Origin of the sequence: Citrobacter arsenatis (assembly GCF_004353845.1) — a bacterium.
In the GTDB taxonomy this organism is placed as follows: Bacteria; Pseudomonadota; Gammaproteobacteria; order Enterobacterales; family Enterobacteriaceae; genus Citrobacter; species Citrobacter arsenatis.
Map to the genome: position 1 here is coordinate 432,910 of NZ_CP037864.1, position 25,569 is coordinate 458,478.

The following is a 25,569-nucleotide window of genomic DNA, read 5'->3' on the forward strand; positions in this document are numbered from 1 at the left end:
GCAATCAATGCCTCGCTAGTCAGATAAAGTGCTTACGCAAACGCTGGGAAAGGAAATCCAGCAGGCTGACGGTGACGATGATTAACACCATCAGGGCGCAGGTTTGCTGGAACTGAAAGCCGCGAATCGCCTCCCATAAGGTCACGCCAATACCGCCTGCGCCCACCATTCCGACCACCGTGGCCGAGCGAACGTTGGATTCAAAGCGATACAGCGAATAGGAGATAAGCAGCGGCATGACCTGTGGCAGAACGCCGTAGAGGATCTCTTCAATCTTGTTAGCCCCGGTGGCGCGAATGCCTTCTACCGGACCCGGCTCAATGGCTTCTACCGCTTCGGAAAGCAGCTTGGAGAGCACCCCGGTGGTGTGGATAAACAGCGCCATCACCCCGGCGAACGGACCTAAACCGACGGCGACCACGAACAGCATGGCGAAGACCATTTCATTGATGGCGCGACAGGCGTCCATCAGGCGACGCATCGGCTGGTAAATCCACCATGGCACGAGGTTATCGGCGCACATCAGGCCGAAGGGAATCGACAGCACCACGGCGAGGGCGGTACCCCAGACGGCAATTTGTAGGGTAACGGCCATTTCACCGAGATAGTCCTGCCACTGGCTGAAGTCCGGCGGGAAGAAGTCGGCGGCGAAGGTCGCCATATTGCCGGAATCCTGGATCAGCGTGAGCGGAGCCATTTCGGCACCTTTCCACGAGACCACCAGTACGGCGAGAAGAATGGCCCAGCTCAGCAACGAGAACCAGCTACGTTTGGGCGGGGCGACGGTGATGGTTTGCATGTTTAGCTCCGTTGGCACGTGTGTTTGCGTTGTAGGCCGGATAAGGTGCTGGCACCGCCATCCGGCATGGAATCCCTTGCATTGCCTGATGGCGCTGCGCTTATCAGGCCTACAATTTGGGCACCAGGTTTACTGCACCGCTTTGCTGACGCTGGTCATAGCGCCCAGTGCGGCGGTCAGACGGTCCAGGTCGTCGAGCTGTGCTTTCAGCGCCGAGGTTTTGCTGGTTTTCTCTTCCTCGTTCAGCCCTTTGTTGTCCTTCACGCCCTGCATCTCTTTAAACAGTGCCAGTTGACGAATGGGGACCAGTTGTAGGTCGCTGGAGGCACGGAACGGCGCCCAGCCCAGACGCTCCAGTACGGTTTTCTGCTCCGGCGTTTTGCCGTAATTCATAAAGAAGTCGTACACCTTGTCCTTGGTGGCTTCGGAGAGATTTTTGCGCCAGACGATCGGATCGCCCGGGATCAGCGGTGACTTCCAGATAACCTTCAGCTCTTTCAGCTTGTCCGGTGCGGAAGTTTTCAGCTTGTCGAGGTTTTCGGTGTTGTTGGTGGCGACATCGACCTGTTTGTTGGCGACGGCCAGCGCGTTGGTTTCGTGTCCGGCGTTAACGGTGCGTTTGAAGTCGCTGGCGGAGATGTTGTTTTTGGCGAAGACGTAGTAGCCGGGGACGAGGAAGCCTGAAGTGGAGTTGGGATCGCCGTTGCCGAAGGTCAGATCCTTGCGTTTGGCGATCAGATCGTTCAGGTTGTTGATCGGACTGTCTTTGTTAACGATCAACACGCTCCAGTAACCCGGGGATCCGTCGGCGGCGACGGTCTGGGCAAACACTTGTCCGTTAGCGCGATCCACCGCTTCCATTGCCGAGAGGTTGCCGTACCAGGCGATATCGACTTTGTTAAAGCGCATGCCCTGGATGATCCCGGCGTAGTCCGGGGCGAAGAAGGCGTTTACTTTCACGCCCAGCGATTTTTCCATGTCCTTCAGGAACGGTTCCCACTGTGGCTTCAGGTTTTGCTGTGATTCGGTCGAAATAATGCCAAAGTTCAGCGCTTTCTCTTGTTCTTCGGCATGCGCCGGGCTTAACAAGGTGCTGATGCTGAACATGCTGGTAAACGCCAGCGCGGCAACGGCCTTGTAATTCATGTTTATTCCTCAGTTCGGGCAAAGTTAAGCAGCCTGTGCGTTCTGTTCGACGCGATTCATGCTGCGGTAGAGATGGTCAAAACGATCGTTATCAAAATGCTGGCTGCTGCCGTCAAAGAAGACGTTGCCCTGGCGCAGCGCGACAATGCGTTCGCAGTAGCGTAGGGCGTAATCCACCTGATGCAGCGTGACGACCACGGTGATGCCGTCGGTCTGGTTAATGTCGCGCAGGGTATCCATTACGATGCGCGCGGATTCCGGGTCCAGCGAGGCTATCGGCTCGTCGGCAAGGATCACTTTGGCCTGCTGCATCAGCGCGCGGGCAATAGCGACGCGCTGCTGCTGCCCGCCTGAAAGCGTGGAAACGCGCTGGTATGCAAAGTGCGCCATGCCAACGCGGGTCAGCGCCTGTAATGCGCGCTGTTTCTGTTCCTGGCTAAACCAGCTAAAACAGGTGCGCCAGAATGGCGTGCTGCCGAGTGCGCCAATCAGGACGTTCTCCAGCACCGTCAGGCGGTTTACCAGATTGAACTGCTGGAAGATGTAGCCGGTGTGGGCGCGGCTTTTGCGGATATCGCGCGCCAGGCGACCTTCATGTTGAACGGTGCGACCCAGCAGCTCGACGTGGCTACCGGGTGATTTATCTCCGGTGATCAAACCGCTTAAATGACGTAAAAGGGTGGATTTGCCGGAGCCAGACGGCCCAAGCAGAGCTACCATCTCACCAGAACAGATGTTCAGATCAACCGCATTGAGCGCCTGATGTTGATTGAAGGACTTGGAGAGTTTTTCGACGCGAATAATCGTTTGCATGATGCGGCCTCCCTAAAAAAGTGGCCCCATCGTGGCGGATCAATGTGACGTTTTCGTTAAGGGATGGTTACTCAGTGATGAAGAGTTGAGCGATTTTTGATGACAGTACGGGAGGGCGGGCCTCCCGTTGGATTACTCTGTAGGTTGCTGCTGTTTGACGACGTTGATCATCCATGGCACGCCGTACTGGTCGCTTACTTTGCCGAAACCGTGGGCCCAGAAGGTTTCCTGCCAGTCCATTTCGATTTTTCCGTTTGCTGCCAGGTTATCAAACCAGCGCTTGCCTTCGTCGACGTTTTGCGTGTCGAGTACCAGCGTAAAGCCAGAGTAGTGAGCCTTTCCGTCGGGGGCGCTATCGCTCATCATGATGTCGCTGCCCGCCACGCGCAGATTGGCGTGAGCAATGGCGGTGTCGGGGAATTTCATGCCTGAAGGGCAACCTTCTTCGCTGTCCTGCGCCGATTTGGGCATTTCACCGAAGTTGATTTTGTAGAGTAGCTCAGCGCCTAACGTTTTTTGATAGTAGGCGATAGCGTCAGCGCAGTTGCCTGCAAAGGAGATGTAGGGACTTAACGGCATAATCTGTACCTCAGGTAAAAGAAGCCAGTTAAGTGTAGTTATGGTCTGCACAAATAAACCAGGCGGGAAGTATGAGCTTCCCGCCTGACAGATGAGCTGGCACAAGCCTGATTAGCGTAGCGCCATCAGGCAATTTGCATCAGTTCTTTTTCACAAACTCAGATTTCAGCTTCATTGGGCCAAAGCCATCGATTTTGCAATCGATGTTATGGTCGCCTTCAACCAGACGAATGTTTTTGACTTTGGTACCGATCTTCAGCATGGAAGAGCTACCTTTTACCTTCAGGTCTTTCACTACGGTAACGCTGTCGCCGTCAGCCAGCAGGTTGCCGTTGGCATCTTTAACGATCAGTTCGTCGCTGTCCTGCGCCGGTTCAGCATCGTTCCATTCGTGAGCGCATTCCGGGCAGATGAACATGCCGTTATCTTCGTAAGTGTATTCGGAGTTGCATTGTGGGCAGTGTGGTAATGACATGTGGATTTCCTCAAAAGTCAGCAGGGGCAAATGCGCCCAAAAAATGGCAGATTGCCGAAAAAGGCCGCAATTATACATAAAATCCCTGCATTTGTCGGGACTACTGCGCGATTACGCAAAATGATCTGCTGTAAAGAACCATTGCTTTCACCTCAATGAAAGTATGGAGGAATATTTTTTAAGGGAAATTGCTACGCTAAGTTATTTAAGATAAGGTGAGGCGAAATATCTGATATTCATAGGTAACGTTGCTTACGGATGCCTAAGTCATTGTGATTGAATATCACTAACCCCCTTAATTTTAGTAGGGGAATTACGCTGGCATTTTTTAAAACTGAACTACGCTGTTTATTTTTCTTACTTATTACATAAGTGAGAGGCATCAGGCCAGCAGTTATGCGCCAAATTTATTTTAATAATATCAACTGGTTGTTTTGATTTTAATTATTTCCACACGTAATTATAAAAGCCAAAAAATCTATAAATAAAACGATTGGGCTAAATAAAAGCAATGCCATTTGCGTTAAGGAAAGATTTTCCATGCACACACAGACAATATATGAATTAAGTCAGGAAGCGGAACGCTTGCTGATGCTCTCGCTTGAACATCTCAGGCAATTGCAAAAATTGCCTATGACGTCGTTGGATGATGTCGCGCTAAAACAAGGAGAGCATAGCAGTCAGGTTGTTCAGCCCCTGCATTTCAGCGCGCGTGGCATGGATGTCCAGCAAGCAACGCTCAATAATGAGTTGCGCAAGATTACCCGTCTGGAAATGGTGCTGGCGATTGTCGGCACCATGAAAGCGGGAAAATCGACGACGATTAACGCGATTGTGGGAACAGAAGTGTTACCTAACCGTAATCGCCCGATGACGGCGTTACCGACGCTAATTCGCCATACGCCGGGACAGAAAGAGCCGGTCCTGCATTTCTCACATGTTGCGCCGATCGATGCCTTAATGAAGGTTTTACAGCAGCGCGTGCGCGAGTGCGATCGCCAGCGTCTTACGCAGACGCTGGAAATTGATAAGGATATGAATGTCCTGCTGCAGCATATTGAAAACGGTGTGGCATTTGAACGGTATTATCTTGGCGCCCAGCCTATTTTCCATTGCCTTAAAAGCCTGAACGACCTGGTACGCCTGTCAAAAGCATTGGATGTTGATTTTCCTTTTGCCGCCTATGCCGCGATTGAGCATATTCCGGTTATTGAGGTTGAGTTTGTCCATTTAGCCGGACAGGCGAGCTATCCGGGGCAATTAACGTTGTTGGATACGCCGGGGCCAAATGAGGCCGGGCAACCGCACTTACAAAAGATGCTGAATGAACAGCTGGCGCGGGCCTCTGCAGTGCTGGCGGTGATGGATTACACCCAACTGAAGTCAATTTCCGATGAAGAAGTGCGTCAGGCGATTATGGCGGTCGGTAAGTCAGTGCCGTTATACGCGCTGGTGAACAAGTTCGATCAGAAAGACCGCAACAGTGATGATGAAGAACAGGTACGGGCGTTAATTTCCGGCACGCTGATGCAAGGTGGCATTGCCCCGGAGCGAATTTATCCGGTTTCCTCTATGTGGGGGTATCTGGCGAACAGGGCGCGTCATGAGCTGACGACCCGCGGGCGGTTGCCTGACCATCAGGTGCAACGCTGGGTACAGGATTTTGCCGAAGCGGCGCTTGGTAGACGCTGGCGCACCACCGATCTTGACGATACGGAACACATCCGCCATGCCGCCGATCTGTTGTGGGAAGATTCGCTGTTTGAGCAGCCGATCCAGAAAGTGATTCATGCCGCTTACGCCAATGCTTCACTGTATGCGCTGCGTTCGGCATCGCATAAATTATTAAACTATGCGCAAAGCGCGCACGAATATCTGGAGTTTCGCGCCCACGGGTTAACGGTCGCCTATGAAAAACTGCGGCTGAACATCACGCATATTGAAGACGATATGCAGCAGTTAGAAGTGAGCCAGGGGCGGGTGAGTGATGAAGTCAGCCATGAGGTAGAGCTGGCGCTGGATGCTGCTGCGGTTTATCTCAATGAGCAACAGACTGAGATTCTGTGCGGCATCAACACGTTTTTTGTTAAAGAAAACGTCCTGATGATGTCACAACATGGTCTGGGGGCTGGCGTTTCCTCGGCAGAAATGGCCGGAGAAATGCTGGTGCTGCACGATGAAGGGCAAGCGAAAATCGTGCTGGATAAAATGCGATCGTCCTGTGAGGTCGTCTTGCTGGCGGCGCAGGAAAGCATCAGCCGGGATTTAGCACTGCGCTTTGAACAGCTGGAGTCGACGCTGTCCCGGGCGCTTAATGACGCCATGCGCCCCATTGAACAGCGGGTGAAAGAGGAGCTGAACCACGCCGGGTTTCGTGCGCGGATCCGTTTTCCTGCGTTTCATGCGGCGATGTTTAACTTCAATACCCGCCAGTTGTTCAACGAGGCCATTGAGCAGGATATTCCGGCAGAAAACGCGCCGTCTACTGGCGGTGTGGTGCGTGACACTTTCTCCCGTTGGCTGAACCAACCCAACTGGGGATGGAATGATTACGTCGAAACAAAAACGCGTTATCTCATTGATATGGGCGCACTGCATAAGAACCTCGTGCACTACGTCACCCAGTTTTGCCAACAAATTCGTAAAGCTTTAGCTGCTCAGGTCGATATTTCCGTTACGGCAGGCATGGCCACATTTTTTGCTGATTTCTCACTGTGTTTGACGCAATTACAGGCAAGCCTGCGTGAGAGCCTGACCCTGCGCCAGCAAAATGAATCTGCGGTGAATGCCTTGAACGAACAGCTGCAGCACCGCATTACGACTGCGGCATGGCTTTATGAAGATTCCCGCTTGCTGCGCGACGATATCAATACCCTTTTTGCAACCGAGCACACATGACTAACGTGTTACTGGAAGGCCCCGGGCGGACGCTGGAGTGCGTCTACCCGAAGTTTATGGTCGATCTGGTTCAGGGAGATGAAACCAAACGTTCCGGCGGTTTTCTGCAACAGCAGCAGCGGCTGCGCGCGCGCCTGACGCAGGAGGTGTTATCCCAGACGCAACTGCGTGCGTGGGTGATGGCGGGAGTGTCCAGCGAGCATCTGGTGATGCGTCTCAAGCTGGTGGAGAAGCTGGCGGGTATGATTGACCCAGGCCATTTAGCGCTGGTGCGTATTGCCGAAGGGTTGATGCTTTTACAGCAAACCGAACACCCACGTGGACTCTCCACGCCCGGTCTGATGCAGCAGGTGAGTGCGCTCACCGACTGGTTTACCCAGCGTGGCGCTTATAAAGAGAAAGCCGTGACACAACGCGGCCTGACGGTGCAAGCTGGCGAACACAGCGAGCAAATTTTTACCCGCTGGCGGGCTGGCGCGTATGACGGTTGGTCGTTGCCCGGACGCTGTTTTGTTGCGCTGGAGGAACTGCGCTGGGGAGCCTTCGGTGACGCTTGCCGGTTAGCGAATGCCGATGTGGTGTCAATGCTAACAGATAACCTGCGCACCATGGCCGCTCAGGCGCTGGCGGACAGCGTAAATGCAGCACCTGCCACGCGCCATTACTATCATCATTGGCTCAGCACGCCTGCTGTTGGCGGCTCGGGCGAGCATAACGATATGTTGAGCTGGCTGGGGGACTGGTGCGATGCGCAGCGTCATCCGGTGAGCTGGTCGGTGACGCAGCGTTGGCAAAATGTGGCGCTGGGAATGCCGCGATTGTGTTCGGCGAAACGGCTGGTTGATGCGATGGTTGAGGAGATTTTTGCACCGCCCCTGCTCGTCAATTGAGCAAGGGCGGTGAGTAGGATAAAGGCAGGCTTAGTGGTGCAGGGAGTCTGCCGGGGTGGCCACCGCTTCGTTGGCGACCAGGTTCTTATTAAAACGTTTGGCATACAGCGCGGTGATAATCGGCACCAGAATAGCGGTGACAATCACGCTGGCGGCAACCAGCGCCGTAGCGGATGCGGCAACCGGTTCGAACGCTGGGTTAATCTGGGCGATAATCACCGGGTTTGCTACCGCAGCGCCTGCTGCAGAAGAGGCTGCCACGCCCGCCGTACCGTTCCCGCCGCCGATAACGCGGTCAGCAATAATCAGCGGGATCCCAGTGATGACGATAACCGCGACACCCAGCAGGATACCCAGCAGACCGGTATCAACGATCACGCTCAGGTTAATGGTGTTACCCAACGCGAAACCGAAGAACGGAATCAGCACCGGTGTGGCTTTGCTGAAGAAAGAACGCAGGTCGTGATCCAGGTTACCCAATGTAAAACCAATCAGGAACGGTAATACTGCGCCGATAAAATGGTGTGGCTCAAAGGAGGCCAGACCCGCGGAGCCGAGGATCACCATGGTCATTAACGGACCGGATTCCAGAGACATCAACACGAATGCGCCGGACTCTTCTTTCGTGCCGTACTGGTTCATCAGGCTGGCGTACAGACCACCGTTAGTCATGTCCATAGCTGAAACAATTGCCAGCACGGAAAGACCGGCAAAGAACCCGGTTTGAATACCGGTATCAGGAATAAATGAAGCAGCAATCATTGCCACTACCCACGCCACGGCTATTTTGGTTATTACCAACGTACCGGACTTGCGTAATACCGTGCCGGTAGCTCGCAAATCAATAGATGCGCCGATACAAAAAAACCACACTGCCAGAATCGGTACCGTTCCGCTGATCATTCCTTTGGTAAACGAACCGAAATACGCACCGGTATCCGGAGCTAACGTATTTAACACTGCGCCTAATAACAGAGGAATCAACATCATTCCGCCGGGGATGCGTTCAATCGTGGCTTTAATTTTCATAAACGTCCTCATGTCTTGTCGCTGCTAATACTCGCGCAAGAAGGTAAAGATTAATAAATTCAAATGGTTACTGGTATCTCTTAACAAAGAGAATCGCTATCTCATTGTTTTATAAAATCTAACGCGGCATACGTTGAGCGTGTTGCTGCTCCCAGGGATATTGCGTCTGGAATTAGTTTGCATTCATAGGAACATTGATTCAATCAAAATAAAACGATGTTTTAGTTATCTTCATCACATATTCCGAGCAAAACTTCTCAGGTGCTCTGATTATTAAAAAAGCTGTGATCTTTTTGTGAAGGGATTAGGTGTTTTTTTGGCTAGCAGAATAATAGTGACTGCTGTGATTGTTGGTGCAATAAAGCGATTTATTCTTGTATTTAATTGTCAGTAAATCGCAAGCATGACATGTAAAAAAGTTGACTCAGAATGACCTGATTTACGCATGTTGACGAAATGAAAAGCTATATGTGAAGTTGATCACAAATTTAAACACTGTTAGGGTAAAGAGGTCATTAACCGCCCAATCAGGCGTCAACAGGTTCGGTTGTACTGCACGTTTCTCGTCAGTGTAAGTAAACCTGCTACGCTTGTTACAGGGAATGCGCCTGTGCGTTCCCCGCTCGGTGATGACCTTGACGCATGTGGCGTTGGGGGACTCGAACTGTAGCGTGACAGGGCTAAGTCTATGAGGACGAGTATGCTAAAAAGGAAAAAAATAAAACCAATAACGCTGCGCGACGTTACCATCATTGATGACGGTAAATTGCGAAAAGCCATTACCGCAGCGTCGTTAGGTAATGCGATGGAGTGGTTTGATTTTGGTGTTTATGGGTTTGTTGCTTACGCATTAGGTAAAGTGTTCTTCCCGGGGGCTGACCCCAGCGTGCAGATGGTTGCCGCACTCGCTACTTTCTCTGTTCCCTTTCTGATTCGACCGCTTGGCGGATTGTTCTTCGGTATGCTCGGCGATAAATATGGTCGCCAGAAGATCCTCGCTATCACCATAGTGATTATGTCGATCAGTACCTTCTGTATCGGTCTTATTCCCTCGTATGCCTCGATTGGTATCTGGGCACCGATTCTGCTGTTGCTGTGTAAGATGGCGCAGGGATTCTCGGTCGGCGGAGAGTACACCGGGGCGTCGATTTTTGTCGCAGAGTACTCGCCAGACCGTAAGCGCGGATTTATGGGCAGCTGGCTGGACTTCGGCTCAATTGCCGGGTTTGTGCTGGGTGCGGGCGTGGTGGTCCTGATCTCAACTATCGTCGGCGAGGATAACTTCCTTGAGTGGGGCTGGCGTATTCCGTTCTTCCTGGCGCTACCGTTAGGGCTGATTGGTCTGTACCTGCGCCATGCGCTGGAAGAGACACCGGCGTTCCAGCAGCACGTGGATAAACTGGAGCAGGGCGATCGTCAGGGTCTGCAGGAAGGTCCTAAAGTCTCGTTTAAAGAGATTGCGACCAAGCACTGGCGCAGCCTGTTGGCATGTGTTGGTCTGGTGATTTCCACCAACGTCACCTACTACATGCTGCTCACTTATATGCCGAGCTATCTATCGCATAACCTGCATTACTCTGAAGACCACGGCGTGTTGATTATTATCGCCATCATGATTGGGATGCTGTTTGTGCAGCCGATTATGGGTTTGCTCAGCGACCGTTTCGGGCGCCGTCCGTTTGTGATCATGGGCAGTATTGCGCTGTTTGTGCTGGCGATTCCGGCATTTATTCTGATTAACAGTAACGTTATCGGCCTGATTTTCGCCGGGTTGCTGATGCTGGCGGTGATCCTCAACTGCTTTACCGGGGTGATGGCGTCAACGTTACCGGCGATGTTCCCGACGCATATTCGCTACAGTGCGCTGGCCGCCGCGTTTAATATCTCGGTATTGATCGCCGGTCTGACTCCGACATTGGCCGCATGGCTGGTGGAAAGCTCGCAGAATCTGATGATGCCTGCTTATTATCTGATGGTGATTGCGGTGATTGGTTTAATTACTGGCGTGACCATGAAAGAGACCGCCAATCAGCCGCTGAAAGGGGCCACGCCTGCCGCTTCGGATATTCAGGAAGCGAAAGAGATCCTCGGCGAGCACTACGATAATATCGAGCAGAAAATCGAAGATATCGATCAGGAAATTGCTGAGCTGCAGCTCAAGCGTACGCGCCTGGTGCAGCAGCATCCGCGTATCGATGAGTAATCGTGCCATTGCCTGATGGCACTACGTTTATCAGGCCTACGGGTAGCGTTGTACTTAAGTAGGCCGGATAAGGCGTCAGCCGTCATCCGTCGTATAGCCAGAGTTGCCTGTGGCACTGCGTTTATCAGGCCTACGGGCAGTGTTGTACTCTGTAGGCCGGATAAGGCGTCAGCCGTCATCCGGCGTATAGCCAGAGTTGCCTGTGGCACTACGTTTATCAGGCCTACGGGCAGTGTTGTACTCTGTAGGCCGGATAAGGCGTCAGCCGTCATCCGGCGTATAGCCAGAGTTGCCTGTGGCACTGCGTTTATCAGGCCTACGGGCAGTGTTGTACTCTGTAGGCCGGATAAGGCGTCAGCCGTCATCCGGCGCATAGCCAGAGTTGCCTGATGGCACTACGTTTATCAGGCCTACGGGCAGCGTTGTACTCTGTAGGCCGGATAAGGCGTCAGCCGTCATCCGGCGCATAGCCAGAGTTGCCTGATGGCACTGCGTTTATCAGGCCTACGGGCAGCGTTGTACTCTGTAGGCCGGATAAGGCGTCAGCCGTCATCCGGCGCATAGCCAGAGTTGCCTGATGGCACTGCGTTTATCAGGCCTACGGGCAGCGTTGTACTCTGTAGGCCGGATAAGGCGTCAGCCGTCATCCGGCGCATAGCCAGAGTTGCCTGATGGCACTGCGTTTATCAGGCCTACGGGCAGCGTTGTACTCTGTAGGCCGGATAAGGCGTCAGCCGTCATCCGGCGCATAGCCAGAGTTGCCTGATGGCACTACGTTTATCAGGCCTACGGGCAGTGTTGTACTCTGTAGGCCGGATAAGGCGTCAGCCGTCATCCGGCGTTTAGCCAGACTTACCTGATGGCACTGCGTTTATCAGGCCTACGGGCAGTGTTGTACTCTGTAGGCCGGATAAGGCGTCTTATGATATCGACTTAAGGTTGGCTTAATCTGTGTCAGGCAAACTCTCCTCCATAGTTTCGGAGGAGAGTGTCATGAAAACCCGCATTTATGAAAGTTTGACCACCGTGTGCAGCCTGCTGATCGTCAGCAGCTTTTTGTACGTGTGGGTGAGTTCTTACTGAGCTTTCGCTAATTCCACCCAGGCGCGAGTACCGCCGGTTCCCTGACGATTTTGCAAATAGAAATGCCCGAGATGTAACTGGGTGATACGACTGACAATGCTCAGCCCCAGCCCAATCCCGCCAAAACGGCTGTCCATACGCACAAACGCTTTGCTCAGTTCCCCGCATTTACTTTCATCAATGCCTGGCCCTTCATCTTCGACGGTCAGGACGGCATCATGCTCGGTATCCAGGCTAATCGTAATATTAGTGCCTTCCGGGCTGTAACGATGCGCATTCTCCACCAGGTTTCGCAGCAGCATTCGCAATAGCGTAGCATCGCCACGTACGACAACATCCGCCGCGCTTTGCGGCAGGAGCAGCGTCTGCTGGCGCTGGTCCAGCATGGTGCTGAGTTCGTCATAAGAGGGCAGAATAACGTCCTCCAGCAGTTTGACGTGCTGGTAGCTCCCGGCAGAAAACGACTGTCCGACGCGGGCGAGTTGCAGCAGTTGCGACACGCTGTCCATCATTTGATCAAGGCGGGCAATTAGCGGCGAAACGTCGACCTTATGGGTTTTTGACAGTAATTCCAGATGCAGGCGAACGCCTGACAACGGTGTGCGCAGTTCGTGGGCGACATCGGCGGTAAATAAGCGTTCGTTTTCGATAGTGGTGGTGAGCCGCGTCACCAACTCGTTGAGCGCCGAGACGACCGCCTGGATCTCAACGGTGGAACTGTGAATTTCAATTGGGGCCAGGTTATCGGCTGCTCGTGCTTCTAACTCTTTTTGCAGAACGGCCAGCGGACGAGTTATGCGCCGCACCGCCTGGTAGCAAATCAGCAGCGTCAGGCTGACCATAAAGATGCCGGGGACGATCAGGCTGGCGATGGCCTCGCGGATCTCATGCATGATGTGGCGATCGTTGTTACGATTTTCGCGTAACGCCTGCTCGAATAACTGTATTTGCTCGGTACTTTCGTGCCACAGCCAAAAGGTGCTAATCAATTGAAAGACCAGCAGAATAAGACCAATCGTCAGCATCAGGCGATGACGAAGGGGGAGCGGTTGTTTTAGATATCGCAGCAGCTTCACTTAGCTTTCCTCAGTGGCAACCAGCATATAGCCAAATCCCCTGACCGTGCGGATGCGTGATTTCCCGACTTTATCGCGTAGGTTATGAATGTGCACTTCCAGCGTATTGGTCGACGGTTCGTTATCCCAGTTGTAGATGTCGTTATACAGGATTTCCCGGTGTACCGGGCTGCCTGCTTTGAGCATCAGGCGTGACAGAAGCGCGTATTCTTTCGGCGTTAAAACGACTTCTTGTCCATCCATCCACACCTGGCGACGACCGATATTTAGCGTCAGGTTGCTGACAATTAACTCATTTTCACCCTGATTGTTATGACGACGCAGCAGCGCCCGGATGCGGGCGTGCAATTCTTCCAGCGCGAACGGTTTAACCAGATAGTCATCAGCACCCACGTCCAGTCCGCTGACCCGGTCTTTCACCGTGTCGCGTGCGGTGAGGATAAGTACCGGCACGGTGTATTTTTTCTGTCGGATCCGGTTCAGGAAATGCAGGCCGTCTTCATCCGGTAAACCCAGGTCCAGAACCACCAGACTGTAATGTCCGGTCTCCAGGCATTGCTCTGCTGCACGGGCCGTTGATACGCCGTCGCAGGCATAACCTTCTGTTTGCGCGGCGAGTATCAGTCCCTGTAATAACAACGTATCGTCTTCAACAATCAGGATTTTCATTCGTTTAGCCTCCCCGGCAGGGTTGCAGAATATCATCTGCCGCCTGATATTTCTGTGTTTGCACGCCCGTTAATCCCAGCAGGGTGGAGAAGAGATTATCCTGTGAGAAATCTTCTGAGCTTGCCCGTTTTTGCAAACATGTCTGAGAGACCTGATAACGTTGCTGATAATCCTCTGAGAGCCACAGCAGCATCGGCACATGTTTTTGCGTATCTGGCGCAATCGAATACGGCAGGCCGTGCAAATAGACGCCATTTTCCCCTAAGGATTCGCCGTGATCGGAAAGATACACCAGGCTGGTGGTGAAATTATCCTGATGCGCTTTTAGTATATTGATTGCTTTATCAACAATATAGTCAACGTAAAGAATGGTGTTGTCGTAAGTATTCACCAGTTGTTGCTGCGAACAGGTCTGGATTTCGTTGGTGTCGCAGGTTGGCGTAAATTTCTTGAACTGCGCAGGATAGCGGTTGTAATAGGTCGGACCGTGGCTGCCGATAGTATGCAGCACAATCACGCCGTCGCCTTGCAGGTTATTGATGTACTCTTTCAGCCCGTGGAACAGCACGTCGTCGTAGCATTCACCGTCAATACACTGTCCTGGCAGGTTAAGCTGAGTCATATTCTGGTGCGGCACTCGATCGCAGGCTCCTTTACATCCACCGTCGTTATCATTCCACAGCACGTTAATTCCCGCCCGCTGGATGATGTCGAGTACGCCTTCCTGATGCTGCGCCAGTTCTTCATCGTAGTGCGCGCGCGGCATATCGGAGAACATACAGGGCACGGATACTGCCGTGGCCGTACCGCAGGACGTGGTGCGAGGGAAATAGACCACATCATCTTTTTCCAGCAGCGGGTTGGTCTGGCGCGAATAGCCGGACAGCGAGAAGTTGTCGCCGCGTGAGGTCTCGCCAAGAACTACAATCGTCAGATTCTTACGCTTTTCTTTCACCATCATCGGATTACGATGTGCATCTTCGCCAATGCGCACCAGCGGAAGATGGGCCAATCTCTGGTGCGAATACCAGGACGACGTCGCCACAATGCTGTTGGATGGACTGAGGGATTTCACCAGTTCTTTGTTGTTGCGAAACAGTGAGGCGTAATCTTTATAGAAGAACGCGGCGACCAGCACGATCAGCAGCGCGGAGACCAGAATGTTCGCGCCACGGAACAGCACGCTGCGCAGCGCCGGAGTAATGGGGTTGATTCTTACCCAGCAGGCAATGAGCGCGGCCAGAATACCGCTCACCCCGATCGTGATGAGCATTTGCGGCGTCAGCAAAGCAAAGGTTTCGGCGGGCGTGGTGTCCATCATATTGGCGATCATCGAGCGGTCGATGATGATGCCGTAGGTCATGATGAAATATTGGGCCGAGGCGCCAACCAGAATGAAAATGCAGGCCACCAGGCGATTAAGCCACAGGAATGAGGCCAGCGTCAGTACGATGTTCATGACGCTAAACGCAACCACCGGCATCGACAAAAACACCAGTACGTTACGCATGGAATCCAGAGGCAGGTCTTGCAGCACTTGTTTATAGAACGCAATGTTCAGAAAGGTTGCAAGATAAAATGAGATCAGCAGAAGCCAGCTGATGAGCCCGAGAGCAGGCCTTTTAAACAGGAGCTTTAACATTAAGGGGGTTCCATCGACTAAGTGGCGCAAATCCTCTCAAAGTAAAGTTAAGCCAACCTTAAGTTCTTAATGTTGATTTCAAGAATAGCAGTGGGAGAACGTCTGCCCGATGAACTAACGCCATCGGGCAACGATGATTGCCGGCGTTAATTATTGTTTACCGGGGCATCCAGTGGATACGGGTTTTTATGGATCCGATTGTAGTTAAGTGCATACAGCGCGGTGATGATCATCAGCGTGACGAACGACCACATTACCTCTTTGGCACCAGAACCGACAACCGCCCAGATGCAGTAGACAAAGGCGATAAAGGTTACCAGTAGGTACATCGGGCGCGCTTTACCAAAGTGACCATGGCCGAGCAGCAGCAGCGCGGCGCAGGTATACAGATATGGCACCAGGGTGAAGATAACGGAGACCGAAGAGACCAGACCAAACTCTTTCGCGGCGTTCGGCGACATGCTGCTGAACTGGAAGATGGTCATCAGGATGCCGACGATAATTAACCCAGCTACCGGCGTACCGGCTTTGTTAACGCGGGCAAAAATCGGTGGGAACAGACCGTCATCGGCTGCTGCTTTGGCGGTTTGCCCGGCAAGCAGCGTCCAGCCGCCCAGAGAACCAAGACACCCGGCAGCGGCACAGAAGGAGACAATCGCCCCTGCGGTGTCACCCAGCGCCATGCGTGCGGCATCGCCGAACGGAGAGGCTGAAACGCGCAGCGCGGCGTTAGGGATCATACCCATAATCGCTGTGGTGGAGAGCACATAGCAAACGGCGGCAATCAGCACGCCGCCCATAGTGGCGATAGGCACGTTACGTTTGGGATTTTTAACCACGCCTGCCGCGACGGAAGCGCTTTCTACCCCGATAAATGACCACAAGGTGACGTTCAGAGTGCTTTGAATCGCGCCAAAGGTGTTCATGCCGCTGACGTTCCATGCCGCCATGTAGGTTTCACCGCGGAACCAGAACCAGCCGAAGACGGCAATACCTACAATTGGCACCAGCGCCAGTACCGTTGCGACGGCCTGTACACGGGTGATCATTTTCGGCCCGACAATGTTCAGCAATACGAAGATCCACAGTACGACGACGCAGGTCAGCGTCAGGACCAGCGGATCTTTTAAGATGGGGAAGAAGTAGCTCAGGTATCCGACGCCAATGACCACCATGGCGATGTTACCAATCCAGCACGCCAGCCAGTACAGCACGTTGGTCTGATAGCCCAGGAAAGGACCGAAACAGCGGCGGGCATAAGCGTAAGAACCACCGGGACTGGAGTCTAAGGACGACATTTTTGCATACACCATCGACAGCGCTAAAGCACCGATAATAGTGACCAACCATCCGTAGATTGCAATCCCGCCAGTTGACGCAAGGTTTGCGGGTAGCAGGAATACACCGGAACCCATAATATTCCCCGACACCATAAGGGTGACGGGGATTAAGCCCACTTTGTGAGCATCAGCATCCGTCGACATATTTTTTAACTCCTGATAAGGATAAATGACGCCTAATCATACCTCTTCAGAAGACTATTTTATGGTGACGGACTGGGGGTATCGCTAATGCTGATATTATTATGGCTTATCGCTATCTGATTAAAAATCAGGCAGCGGATGGCTCCCTATGTTGACTGACATAATGCAGAGGCGTCATCCCGTAGAACTCTTTGAATACAGAAATAAAGTATGAAGTACTGTTATATCCGCACAGTTGAGAGACCTGGGAAATGTTCTTGCCGTCCATCAATAATTGATTGACAGCATAACGCATGCGACACGTGGTAATTATTTGGCTATAACTTGTATTTTCACTTTTGAGCTTTTTCTTTAACAAACTGGGACTCAGGCATAAGCAACTGGCGACCATGCTTAAATTCCAGTCTTTATGTATATCGCTCTCAATAATGTGATAGACGCTGTCGCTGATACAACTGCGTAGTATATGCATGAGCAGAGAAATAAACTTTTTGCTGCCGAGAAAGCGTGATAATACCGTGAACAGTAGCGAGCGCGTACGCTCACTTTCACCTTCGTCCACTGTGTCCATAACGCTATGCTGGGCGGCCACCCGGAAGACATCCGGCGTCAGACACGCGGCGGTCATCACTGGGTTGGCACTCCGTTGCCAGATTGGGATCTGTGAAAGGTCTTTATTCAAAAAACGTAGATAGTCTTTAATGATATCGCGACTGATATGTACGACCAGTGCGTTATTAAGCGATGAGAAATCGATAATATTATTATCACACGCTACCAGTGCCATATGATTAGCTTTTAAGCTGATGGCTTCTTTACCGTTAATCCTTAACCAAACATCCTTCTCCGTTAATACAACAACACAAGCTGCTCTGCTGCAAACCCTCATACCCAAACTCCAGGAATATGAACATAAAACACCGTAGCCCATCATCAGATGAACCATATCGGCTAAATTGAAATTGTATGATGAAACCAGGACTGCAATAAAATAACGTGTCTGAAATTAATTACAATGGTTGCGGGATTTTTCTTATGTACACAATTTTGTACGCAAGTGGAAACGTGCTATTTGCGTATAAAAAAAGCGCGGGGTGGTCCCGCGCAAAAAGGTATGACAATGTTATTGTTTTGCAGCAATACTCAGGAATTACTCAAGCATGACATGTCTACCCTAAACATCGGACTATCTATAAAACGACATTATGCTTTCACGCACATGACGTGATACACACCGTCAATAATTTCCGTTCCTTCGGTTTCATGTTCAAATCCAGGGAAGTGATGGTCCCAGGACTGCAACGAACGTAGATAACTAATCTGCGGGCTATTGGCATCGCCAAAGTTTTCCCCGGACAGCAGCATTGGAATTCCTGGTGGGTAAGGAATCACGGAATTCGCCGCTATACGACCCGGCAGATTTTCAATGGCCACCATCTCAACGTTATCGCTGACGATCGCGTTATAGGCTTCACGCGGGGTGATTTCAGCAACAGGCAGGCCGGAGTAGGCCGCGTTGAGTCGGGCGCCTGGGTTGTTCTCTTTTAGCCAGGCGAACATGGTGTCGCCCAGATCGTGAATGCCCATGTTGGCGTAAGTGTCAGGATGTTCCTCAACCAGTTCTGGCATCACCTGCGCCAGCGGTGTATTGGCATCGTAATGGTGTTTGAATGAGCACAAGGTGTTGATTAGCGTGCCCCATTTCCCACGGGTAATCCCCATTGAGAACAGGAACATAATCTGGAAATCGGTGGTACGGGTCGGCACGATACCGTGGCGGCCAAGCCAGGCGGTGACCAGTGCTGCCGGTACGCCGCTCTCTTCCAGTTCGCCATCGTCGCCCATCCCCGGCGCCAGAATACTGACTTTGATCGGGTCCAGCATGCTCCAGTTATCCGGCAGGTCTTTAAACCCGTGCCAGGATTCACCCGGACGCATCACCCAGCAGTTCTGGTCAGTGGTCAGGAGTTGGGTTGGCGCATCGGCAAAGTCATAGGTTTTGCCGGTCTGCGGATCGGTTACCACTTCTTTGTTCCACGGTTTGAAGAACCAGTCGCCTTCGGCGGTGAATTCTTTATACAACCGTGCCATGGCCTGACGGAAATCGACCGCTTCGTCGATCACTTCCTGAGTCAGCGACAGACCGCTGTTGCCGTCCATCATGGAGACCGCCACGTCGTTTGATGCGCAGATGGCATACAGCGGAGAGGTGGTGGCGTGCATCATGTACGCCTGGTTAAAGCGGGAGAAGTTCACAGCCCCACGACCTTCACGGACGTGAATGTAAGATGCCTGAGAGAGCGCATTCAGCAGTTTGTGGGTCGAGTGGGTGGCAAACACGGTAGGACCGTTATGATCGCCCGGCGCGCCACGCATGGCATAGTGATCGGCATAAATTGGATTGAAGCGGGCATAGCCGTACCAGGCCTCATCGAAGTGGATGCGATCGCTGGTTTGCGCGAGCAGATCCTGGGCCTCTTTGGCGTTATAGCAGACACCGTCGTAGGTGCAGTTGGTCACCACGCTGTAAGACGGTTTTTGCCCGGCTTTGCCTTTGGTTAGCGGGCTTTCGCTGATTTTTTTCTGTAACGTTTCAGGCTGCATTTCCTGCGGGTAGATAGGCCCGATAATGCCGTACCGGTTGCGGCTTGGCACCATGTATACCGGTTTTGCCCCGGTAAGGATCAGCCCCTGCTCAATAGATTTGTGGCAGTTACGATCCAGCACCACGACGTCGTTGTCGGTCATGCAAGCCTGCATAATGGTGCGGTTAGAGCCGGAAGTCCCGACCACTACGGACCATGAACGATCAGCGCCAAACACGCGGGCGGCATATTTTTCGCTCTCGCCAAACGCGCCAGTGTGATCCAGCAGCGAGCCGAGCGATGCGCGTTCGATACCCATGTCGCTACGGAATAAGTTTTCGCCGTAGTAATCATGGTAAAAACGGCCAGCCGGTGTTTTAGTGAATCCGACGCCGCCCTGGTGGCCTGGTGCGGCCCAGGAGTATTCATGGATGTCGCCGTACTTCATCAGCGCGCTAAACAGCGGCGGCAGAAGCTGCTGGCGGTAACGGGTCATCGCCGCAACGGCACGCCCGGCGATAAAGTCTGCGGTATCTTCCAGAATCCAGGCGAATTCATCGACAAGCTCCAGCAGGTCGCGATCCAGCGATGCGGTGGCTTTTTCGCGATCGCCCAGCAGGAAAACGGGAACATTTTGCTGGCGCTCGTGGAGCTTGCCGATCAATTGCCTGACGTTCAGGTGTTCGTCTTGTTGTTCCATTTGATAGCTGAACATCAGGCAATCAATGGCTTCATTGGCGGCGAGGATTGCGTAACCATCGTCGAATGAGGTGGACTTAATGACGGTAACATTTTGGCGGCTTAATGCGTCAGCCAGACGTTCGACAGCGCTACCGACCCAGGTGTCCTGATGCAGAAACTCACTTTCAACAATTAATACTTTCATCATCTTTTACCCGGTTGTGGAAAGGTTGCAATTTATGGATTGCAGACACACCGTATGAATGTGACGCAGGCAAGTATTATCCTGACAAAATGCGCTGTAAAGCGGGTGAAAAATAGACTGATTTGTGTTTAATTTGTTTTTAAACAAAGGGTTGGGTTTGCTTGTTGGCGGTTTTTCACCGCCGTTTATCGACAGGGGGAATATTTTTTTGGCTGATACTGATATTGGCGAATGCTATTCAACCAGCCATTGTCTGCCGACGCTGCTGGCTCAGTTTACGGTACTGCTGCGGTGACATACCGACAAATTTGCTGAAGGTGTCATAAAAACGGCTGCTGGATCGGAACCCGGCGGTCAACGCGACGTCGAGAATGGTTTTATCGGTATCGCTAAGCAACGCACGGACGTGGTTGATCCGCATTGCAGTGATGTACTGCTTCATGGTGAGTTGCATCACGCGCTGGAAAATCCCCATCGCGTAGTTGGCATTGAGCTTCACGTGCTCCGCGACGTCGTTGATCGTGAGCGCCTGATCGTAGTTATCAGCAATAAAACTCAGCATTTGGCTGACGTAAAACTGGGCGTGCCGTGACACGCTGTTTTTGTGCGTCCACGACGTTTTATTGACCAGGATAGGCTGCCAGCCGGAAAGGCTAAAGCGCTTGAGCATCAGACCAATTTCATCAATGGCGAGCTGGCGGATTTGTTCGTTCGGGTTGCTCAACTCCTGCTGCCAGCGCTGAACTTCAAAAGTGCTCAACTGCTGTGACGCCAGCGATTTGATGACCATGCCATGGGTAACGTGATTGATCAGTTCGCGATCCAGCGGCCAGGAGAGGAAAAGGTGCATCGGTAAATTGAAGATAGCCATGCTTTGGCAACTGCCAGGACGCGTGAGCTGATGCGGTGTACAGGCCCAGAATAGCGTGATGTGTCCCTGTTTTATTTGCACCACTTCGTTGTTGATTAGGTACTCAACGTCGCCATCGAACGGCACATTGATCTCCACCTGCCCATGCCAGTGACTGGTAGACATAGCATGCGGTGATCGCAGCTCGATATCCATCCGTTGATATTCTGAGTACAGCGATAATGGGCTGCGGGTTTGCTCTTCATCGCTACTGCACATGTGCGGATCGGGGGGAAGAGGTGATGTCGGTGATGTACTCATGGTTGCTCCATTTCCTGAATTATCAGAATCATGTCATTTGCTGCGCATTACGGCTGAGAATCAGGACACAAATCGGACCGATATCATTGAGCATAGCGAGATTTTGCGGCCGCATACTCTGCTTTTGGGCAATTTTGTCCCATAAACTCAGATCCACTAGCAGGTAAAGAGGCGATCTGAGTTTATGGGAATGCTCACCAGGGAAGTCGGAAGTTTTCAGCTATACGCTGTGCCACCATGACTGTGTTCACTAATGTTCTGGAGAGTCATGATGTCTGCACCCAAAATTACCTTTATCGGCGCCGGTTCTACGATTTTCGTCAAAAATATTCTCGGGGACGTTTTTCATCGCGATGCGCTGAAATCTGCCCATATCGCCCTGATGGACGTCAATCCTACGCGGCTGGAAGAGTCACACATTGTCGTGCGTAAGTTGATGGACTCAGCGGGCGCGTCCGGGCGTATCACCTGCTACACCGATCAAAAAGCGGCATTACAGGATGCCGATTTTGTGGTGGTTGCTTTCCAGATTGGCGGTTATGAGCCTTGTACCGTCACCGATTTTGCGGTGTGTAAACGTCATGGTCTGGAGCAGACGATTGCCGACACGTTAGGGCCTGGCGGCATTATGCGCGCGCTGCGCACCATCCCGCATTTATGGCAGATTTGTGAGGACATGACCGAAGTCTGTCCGCAGGCCACTATGCTTAACTACGTTAACCCGATGGCGATGAATACCTGGGCAATGTATGCACGCTATCCGCATATTAAGCAAGTTGGGCTGTGTCACTCGGTGCAGGGAACCGCGGAGGAGCTGGCTCGCGATTTGAATATCGACCCGGCCTCATTGCGTTATCGTAGCGCCGGGATCAACCATATGGCGTTTTATCTGGAACTCGAGCGCCAAACGGCTGACGGCGCATACGTAAATCTCTATCCGGAGCTGCTGGCGGCCTATGAATCCGGTCAGGCGCCGAAACCAAATATTCACGGTAATACCCGGTGTCAGAACATTGTGCGCTATGAAATGTTCAAAAAGCTCGGCTATTTCGTCACCGAATCGTCGGAGCACTTTGCGGAATATACGCCGTGGTTTATCAAGCCAGGGCGTGAGGATCTGATTGAGCGCTATAAGGTTCCTCTGGATGAGTACCCAAAACGCTGTGTGGAGCAGTTGGCGAACTGGAATAAAGAGCTGGAGGAGTACAAAACGGCGGCGCGAATCGATATTAAACCGTCGCGCGAATATGCCAGCACTATCATGAACGCTATCTGGACCGGTGAACCGAGCGTGGTGTATGGCAACGTTCGTAATGACCATCTGATCGATAACCTGCCGCAAGGCTGTTGCGTGGAGGTGGCTTGCCTGGTCGATGCGAATGGTATCCAGCCCACGAAGGTGGGGACTCTTCCGTCACATTTGGCGGCCATGATGCAAACCAATATCAATGTTCAGACTCTGCTGACGGAAGCTATCCTCACGGAAAATCGCGATCGCGTTTATCATGCGGCGATGATGGATCCGCATACCGCCGCGGTATTGGGGATTGAGGAGATTTATGCGCTGGTGGACGACCTGATCGCGTCTCATGGCGACTGGTTGCCGGCCTGGTTACATCGTTAACACACAATCACGCCGGGCAGAGCATCCGGCGTTTAACCTCTGACGTTTCCTCTTACAGAAGGCGGGCGCTGGTAACAGCGACCCGATACCCTATGAGCATCTCTCTGACAACAAAACTCAGTTATGGATTTGGAGCGTTTGGTAAGGATTTCGCCATCGGTATTGTGTACATGTACCTGATGTATTACTACACCGACGTGGTGGGATTATCGGTGGGGCTGGTCGGAACGTTGTTCCTGGCGGCAAGGATCTGGGATGCGGTTAACGATCCCATCATGGGCTGGATTGTGAACGCCACCCGGTCGCGGTGGGGAAAATTTAAACCCTGGATCTTACTCGGTACGCTGGCGAACTCATTGGTGCTGTTTTTGCTTTTTAGTGCACATCTGTTTGAGGGAACTGCGCAAGTCGTATTTGTCTGCGTGACATATATATTATGGGGAATGACCTACACCATTATGGATATTCCATTCTGGTCGCTGGTGCCAACCATTACGCTGGATAAACGCGAGCGTGAACAACTGGTGCCGTTCCCCCGTTTCTTCGCCAGCCTTGCTGGATTTGTCACCGCAGGTGTAACGCTGCCCTTTGTGAGCTATGTTGGCGGAGCCGATCGCGGCTTTGGTTTTCAGATGTTTACGTTGGTGCTGATTGCATTCTTTATCGTTTCCACCGTGGTTACGCTGCGTAATGTGCATGAGGTTTATTCGTCAGATAATGATGCAACGGCGAACAGCAGTCGTCTTGGGCTGAAAGCTATCGTTGGGCTTATCTATAAAAATGACCAGTTATCCTGCCTGCTGGGCATGGCGCTGGCTTACAACATTGCTGCCAACATTATTGCTGGTTTTGCCATTTACTATTTTACCTATGTGATTGGTGATGCAAGCCTCTTCCCGTACTACATGTCTTACGCAGGTGCGGCAAACCTGTTAACGCTGATTTTCTTTCCTCGACTGGTAAAAGCGTTGTCACGACGGATCTTGTGGGCCGGGGCATCAGTACTGCCGGTACTCAGCTGTGTCGTGCTGCTGGTGATGGCATTAGCCGGTTTCCATAATATCTCCCTCATTGTGATTGCTGGTGTATTACTCAATATTGGTTCAGCGCTTTTCTGGGTGTTGCAGGTCATTATGGTGGCGGATACCGTTGATTACGGCGAATACAAACTTAACGTACGTTGTGAAAGTATCGCTTATTCGGTACAGACGATGGTGGTAAAAGGAGGGTCAGCATTTGCCGCTTTCTTTATTGCGGTGATACTCGGGGTGATAAATTACGCGCCGAATGTCGCGCAGTCCGCAGAAACGATTGTTGGCATGCAATTCATTATGATTGCACTACCCGCACTCTTTTTTGTGGTGACCTTGGTCCTGTATTTCCGCTTCTATCGACTGAACGGCGACACGCTGCGCAGGATCCAGATCCATTTGTTGGATAAGTACCGTAAGGTGCCGCAGCACCATGAGCAACCGGATATCCCGGCGATTGCGGTAGTGGCCTCAGGTGATATTAAGGCGTAGCTATGGAATGGCATTCGTGGATTGGGTATTTGGCGGCTAGCCTGACGACGCTCTCTTTCTTACCGCAAGCGATTAAGGTCATTACCACCCGTAACACGCAGGGTATCTCTGGTTTAATGTACCTGATGTTTGTGAGCGGGCTGGTTTTGTGGCTGATTTATGGCTTATTGATTGAGGATACTGCCGTCAGCATGGCGAACTTTTTGACACTGTTGTTCGCCTTGCCGATTCTGGTTATCAAATCTCGTAATGGGTAGGGCAGACTGCCGGATAAGCGTGAGCGCTATCCGGCAGTCTTTAACTGTCTGTTGTGCCAGCCCGCCAATACCAGCACCGTTGTCAATGCGCCGAGCAGGGCGCAAAACATATCCGACTGGGTATCCCACGGGTCGCCTTGCGTACCGAGAAAATCATCCGCTCCCTGACCCATTGCCAGCGCCGCCCACCATTCGATCAGTTCATACATTGCGCTAATTGCCAGCGCCACGCAGCAGACCAAAAATGCCAGCATCTTGCGACCACGAACAATATTGCCGCGCACTAAAATTTCTCTTGCCGTCAGAGCAGGCACCAGCCCCTGGAAGAAGTGACCCAGTTTGTCATAGGGGTTACGACTGAGATCCAGCCATTCCTGAACCTGAAAACCGACGGGGACTTTGGCGTAGGTATACATACCGCCGACCATCAGAATGATGGCGTGCAAGAAAATGAGCGTGTAGAGCAATGGCGTCAGCGGATAGCGCTTCATGGTTGCCAGCAACAGCGGGACGACAATAATGACCGGCGTGACTTCCATCAGCCAGGTGATTTTCTCCGAGGCAGAGATTCCGGTGTAGATAAGGATCAGCGCCAGCAGCAGCGCGCCAGAGTACAAAATGGTGGAGTTCAGTGTGCGGAGCATTGCGAATTCACAAGTCATGGAAAAGGTTACTATTCCCTGTGAGCGGCAAAAATTCAACGCCAGTAAATGGGGGGATAAAGATGGCCCGGGGGG

Annotated in this window: 21 protein-coding genes; 7 read left to right on the top strand and 14 right to left on the bottom strand. The window is 52.2% G+C overall.

The window, feature by feature from the left end:
* Nucleotides 1-19: 19 nt before the first annotated feature.
* From phnE to E1B03_RS03050, 5 genes are all read right to left on the bottom strand, one after another.
* Complete coding sequence (gene phnE, locus E1B03_RS03030) at nucleotides 20-799, bottom strand: phosphonate ABC transporter, permease protein PhnE (protein WP_016155398.1); 780 nt, start codon at nucleotides 797-799, stop codon at nucleotides 20-22.
* 129 nt (nucleotides 800-928) lie between these two features.
* A complete protein-coding gene (phnD, locus tag E1B03_RS03035; RefSeq protein ID WP_103771882.1) occupies nucleotides 929-1,945 on the bottom strand; it encodes a phosphonate ABC transporter substrate-binding protein in 1,017 nt (338 codons plus the stop codon).
* Between the two features lie 24 nt (nucleotides 1,946-1,969).
* Nucleotides 1,970-2,758, bottom strand: coding sequence for a phosphonate ABC transporter ATP-binding protein (gene phnC / locus E1B03_RS03040; protein WP_103771883.1), 789 nt, complete (start codon nucleotides 2,756-2,758; stop codon nucleotides 1,970-1,972).
* Nucleotides 2,759-2,890: 132 nt separating this feature from the next.
* On the bottom strand, nucleotides 2,891-3,337 hold the full coding sequence (yjdN, locus tag E1B03_RS03045) for a VOC family metalloprotein YjdN (protein ID WP_103771884.1): 447 nt from the start codon (nucleotides 3,335-3,337) through the stop codon (nucleotides 2,891-2,893).
* Between the two features lie 139 nt (nucleotides 3,338-3,476).
* On the bottom strand, nucleotides 3,477-3,812 hold the full coding sequence (locus E1B03_RS03050) for a zinc ribbon domain-containing protein YjdM (RefSeq protein ID WP_003031835.1): 336 nt from the start codon (nucleotides 3,810-3,812) through the stop codon (nucleotides 3,477-3,479).
* 540 nt (nucleotides 3,813-4,352) lie between these two features.
* Here E1B03_RS03050 and crfC point away from each other — a divergent pair.
* Together crfC and E1B03_RS03060 are read left to right on the top strand one after the other, a co-directional pair.
* Nucleotides 4,353-6,710, top strand: coding sequence for a clamp-binding protein CrfC (gene crfC / locus E1B03_RS03055; RefSeq protein ID WP_103771885.1), 2,358 nt, complete (start codon nucleotides 4,353-4,355; stop codon nucleotides 6,708-6,710).
* Nucleotides 6,707-7,600, top strand: a complete 894-nt coding sequence (locus tag E1B03_RS03060; RefSeq protein WP_103771886.1) for a diguanylate cyclase regulator RdcB family protein — start codon at nucleotides 6,707-6,709, stop codon at nucleotides 7,598-7,600. Before crfC ends, E1B03_RS03060 begins: the two co-directional genes overlap by 4 nt.
* A gap of 30 nt (nucleotides 7,601-7,630) precedes the next feature.
* Here the strand turns inward: E1B03_RS03060 and kdgT are convergent, their stop codons facing one another.
* Nucleotides 7,631-8,629 carry a 2-keto-3-deoxygluconate transporter gene (gene kdgT, locus E1B03_RS03065; RefSeq protein ID WP_003826735.1) on the bottom strand — a complete coding sequence of 333 codons (999 nt, stop codon included), beginning with the start codon at nucleotides 8,627-8,629 and terminating at the stop codon, nucleotides 7,631-7,633.
* 700 nt (nucleotides 8,630-9,329) lie between these two features.
* Between kdgT and proP the strand changes: the two genes are divergently transcribed.
* Together proP and pmrR are read left to right on the top strand one after the other, a co-directional pair.
* Nucleotides 9,330-10,832 (top strand): glycine betaine/L-proline transporter ProP, encoded by a 1,503-nt coding sequence (proP, locus tag E1B03_RS03070; RefSeq protein WP_103771888.1) that lies wholly within the window; start codon nucleotides 9,330-9,332, stop codon nucleotides 10,830-10,832.
* Nucleotides 10,833-11,825: 993 nt separating this feature from the next.
* Nucleotides 11,826-11,915 (top strand): LpxT activity modulator PmrR, encoded by a 90-nt coding sequence (pmrR, locus tag E1B03_RS03075; RefSeq protein WP_008321468.1) that lies wholly within the window; start codon nucleotides 11,826-11,828, stop codon nucleotides 11,913-11,915.
* Here pmrR and pmrB read toward each other — a convergent pair.
* The 7 genes from pmrB to melR all read right to left on the bottom strand — a co-directional run bounded on the left by pmrB (nucleotide 11,909) and on the right by melR (nucleotide 21,428).
* Nucleotides 11,909-12,991, bottom strand: a complete 1,083-nt coding sequence (gene pmrB / locus E1B03_RS03080; RefSeq protein WP_207949458.1) for a two-component system sensor histidine kinase PmrB — start codon at nucleotides 12,989-12,991, stop codon at nucleotides 11,909-11,911. The genes pmrR and pmrB overlap by 7 nt on opposite strands.
* Complete coding sequence (gene pmrA, locus E1B03_RS03085) at nucleotides 12,992-13,660, bottom strand: two-component system response regulator PmrA (protein ID WP_133085667.1); 669 nt, start codon at nucleotides 13,658-13,660, stop codon at nucleotides 12,992-12,994. It lies immediately after the preceding gene.
* A 4-nt stretch (nucleotides 13,661-13,664) separates the two neighbouring features.
* Nucleotides 13,665-15,302 (bottom strand): phosphoethanolamine transferase EptA, encoded by a 1,638-nt coding sequence (gene eptA / locus E1B03_RS03090; RefSeq protein ID WP_133085668.1) that lies wholly within the window; start codon nucleotides 15,300-15,302, stop codon nucleotides 13,665-13,667.
* 146 nt (nucleotides 15,303-15,448) lie between these two features.
* A complete protein-coding gene (gene adiC / locus E1B03_RS03095; RefSeq protein WP_003031853.1) occupies nucleotides 15,449-16,786 on the bottom strand; it encodes an arginine/agmatine antiporter in 1,338 nt (445 codons plus the stop codon).
* A 127-nt stretch (nucleotides 16,787-16,913) separates the two neighbouring features.
* On the bottom strand, nucleotides 16,914-17,675 hold the full coding sequence (locus E1B03_RS03100; RefSeq protein ID WP_133087188.1) for an AraC family transcriptional regulator: 762 nt from the start codon (nucleotides 17,673-17,675) through the stop codon (nucleotides 16,914-16,916).
* 314 nt (nucleotides 17,676-17,989) lie between these two features.
* Entirely contained in the window at nucleotides 17,990-20,257 is a 2,268-nt protein-coding gene (gene adiA / locus E1B03_RS03105) for an arginine decarboxylase (RefSeq protein WP_133087189.1), read from the bottom strand.
* Between the two features lie 238 nt (nucleotides 20,258-20,495).
* Nucleotides 20,496-21,428 carry a transcriptional regulator MelR gene (gene melR, locus E1B03_RS03110; RefSeq protein WP_133085669.1) on the bottom strand — a complete coding sequence of 311 codons (933 nt, stop codon included), beginning with the start codon at nucleotides 21,426-21,428 and terminating at the stop codon, nucleotides 20,496-20,498.
* 268 nt (nucleotides 21,429-21,696) lie between these two features.
* Here melR and melA point away from each other — a divergent pair, with 268 nt between their 5' ends.
* The 3 genes from melA (at nucleotide 21,697) to E1B03_RS03125 (ending at nucleotide 24,832) form a co-directional block, all read left to right on the top strand.
* Nucleotides 21,697-23,052 carry an alpha-galactosidase gene (gene melA, locus E1B03_RS03115; protein WP_103771893.1) on the top strand — a complete coding sequence of 452 codons (1,356 nt, stop codon included), beginning with the start codon at nucleotides 21,697-21,699 and terminating at the stop codon, nucleotides 23,050-23,052.
* 92 nt (nucleotides 23,053-23,144) lie between these two features.
* A complete protein-coding gene (gene melB, locus E1B03_RS03120; RefSeq protein ID WP_103771894.1) occupies nucleotides 23,145-24,575 on the top strand; it encodes a melibiose:sodium transporter MelB in 1,431 nt (476 codons plus the stop codon).
* A gap of 2 nt (nucleotides 24,576-24,577) precedes the next feature.
* On the top strand, nucleotides 24,578-24,832 hold the full coding sequence (locus E1B03_RS03125) for a SemiSWEET transporter (RefSeq protein ID WP_103771895.1): 255 nt from the start codon (nucleotides 24,578-24,580) through the stop codon (nucleotides 24,830-24,832).
* Nucleotides 24,833-24,858: 26 nt separating this feature from the next.
* Here E1B03_RS03125 and E1B03_RS03130 read toward each other — a convergent pair whose 3' ends face one another.
* Entirely contained in the window at nucleotides 24,859-25,476 is a 618-nt protein-coding gene (locus E1B03_RS03130) for a DUF2238 domain-containing protein (RefSeq protein WP_103771896.1), read from the bottom strand.
* Nucleotides 25,477-25,569 lie beyond the last annotated feature (93 nt).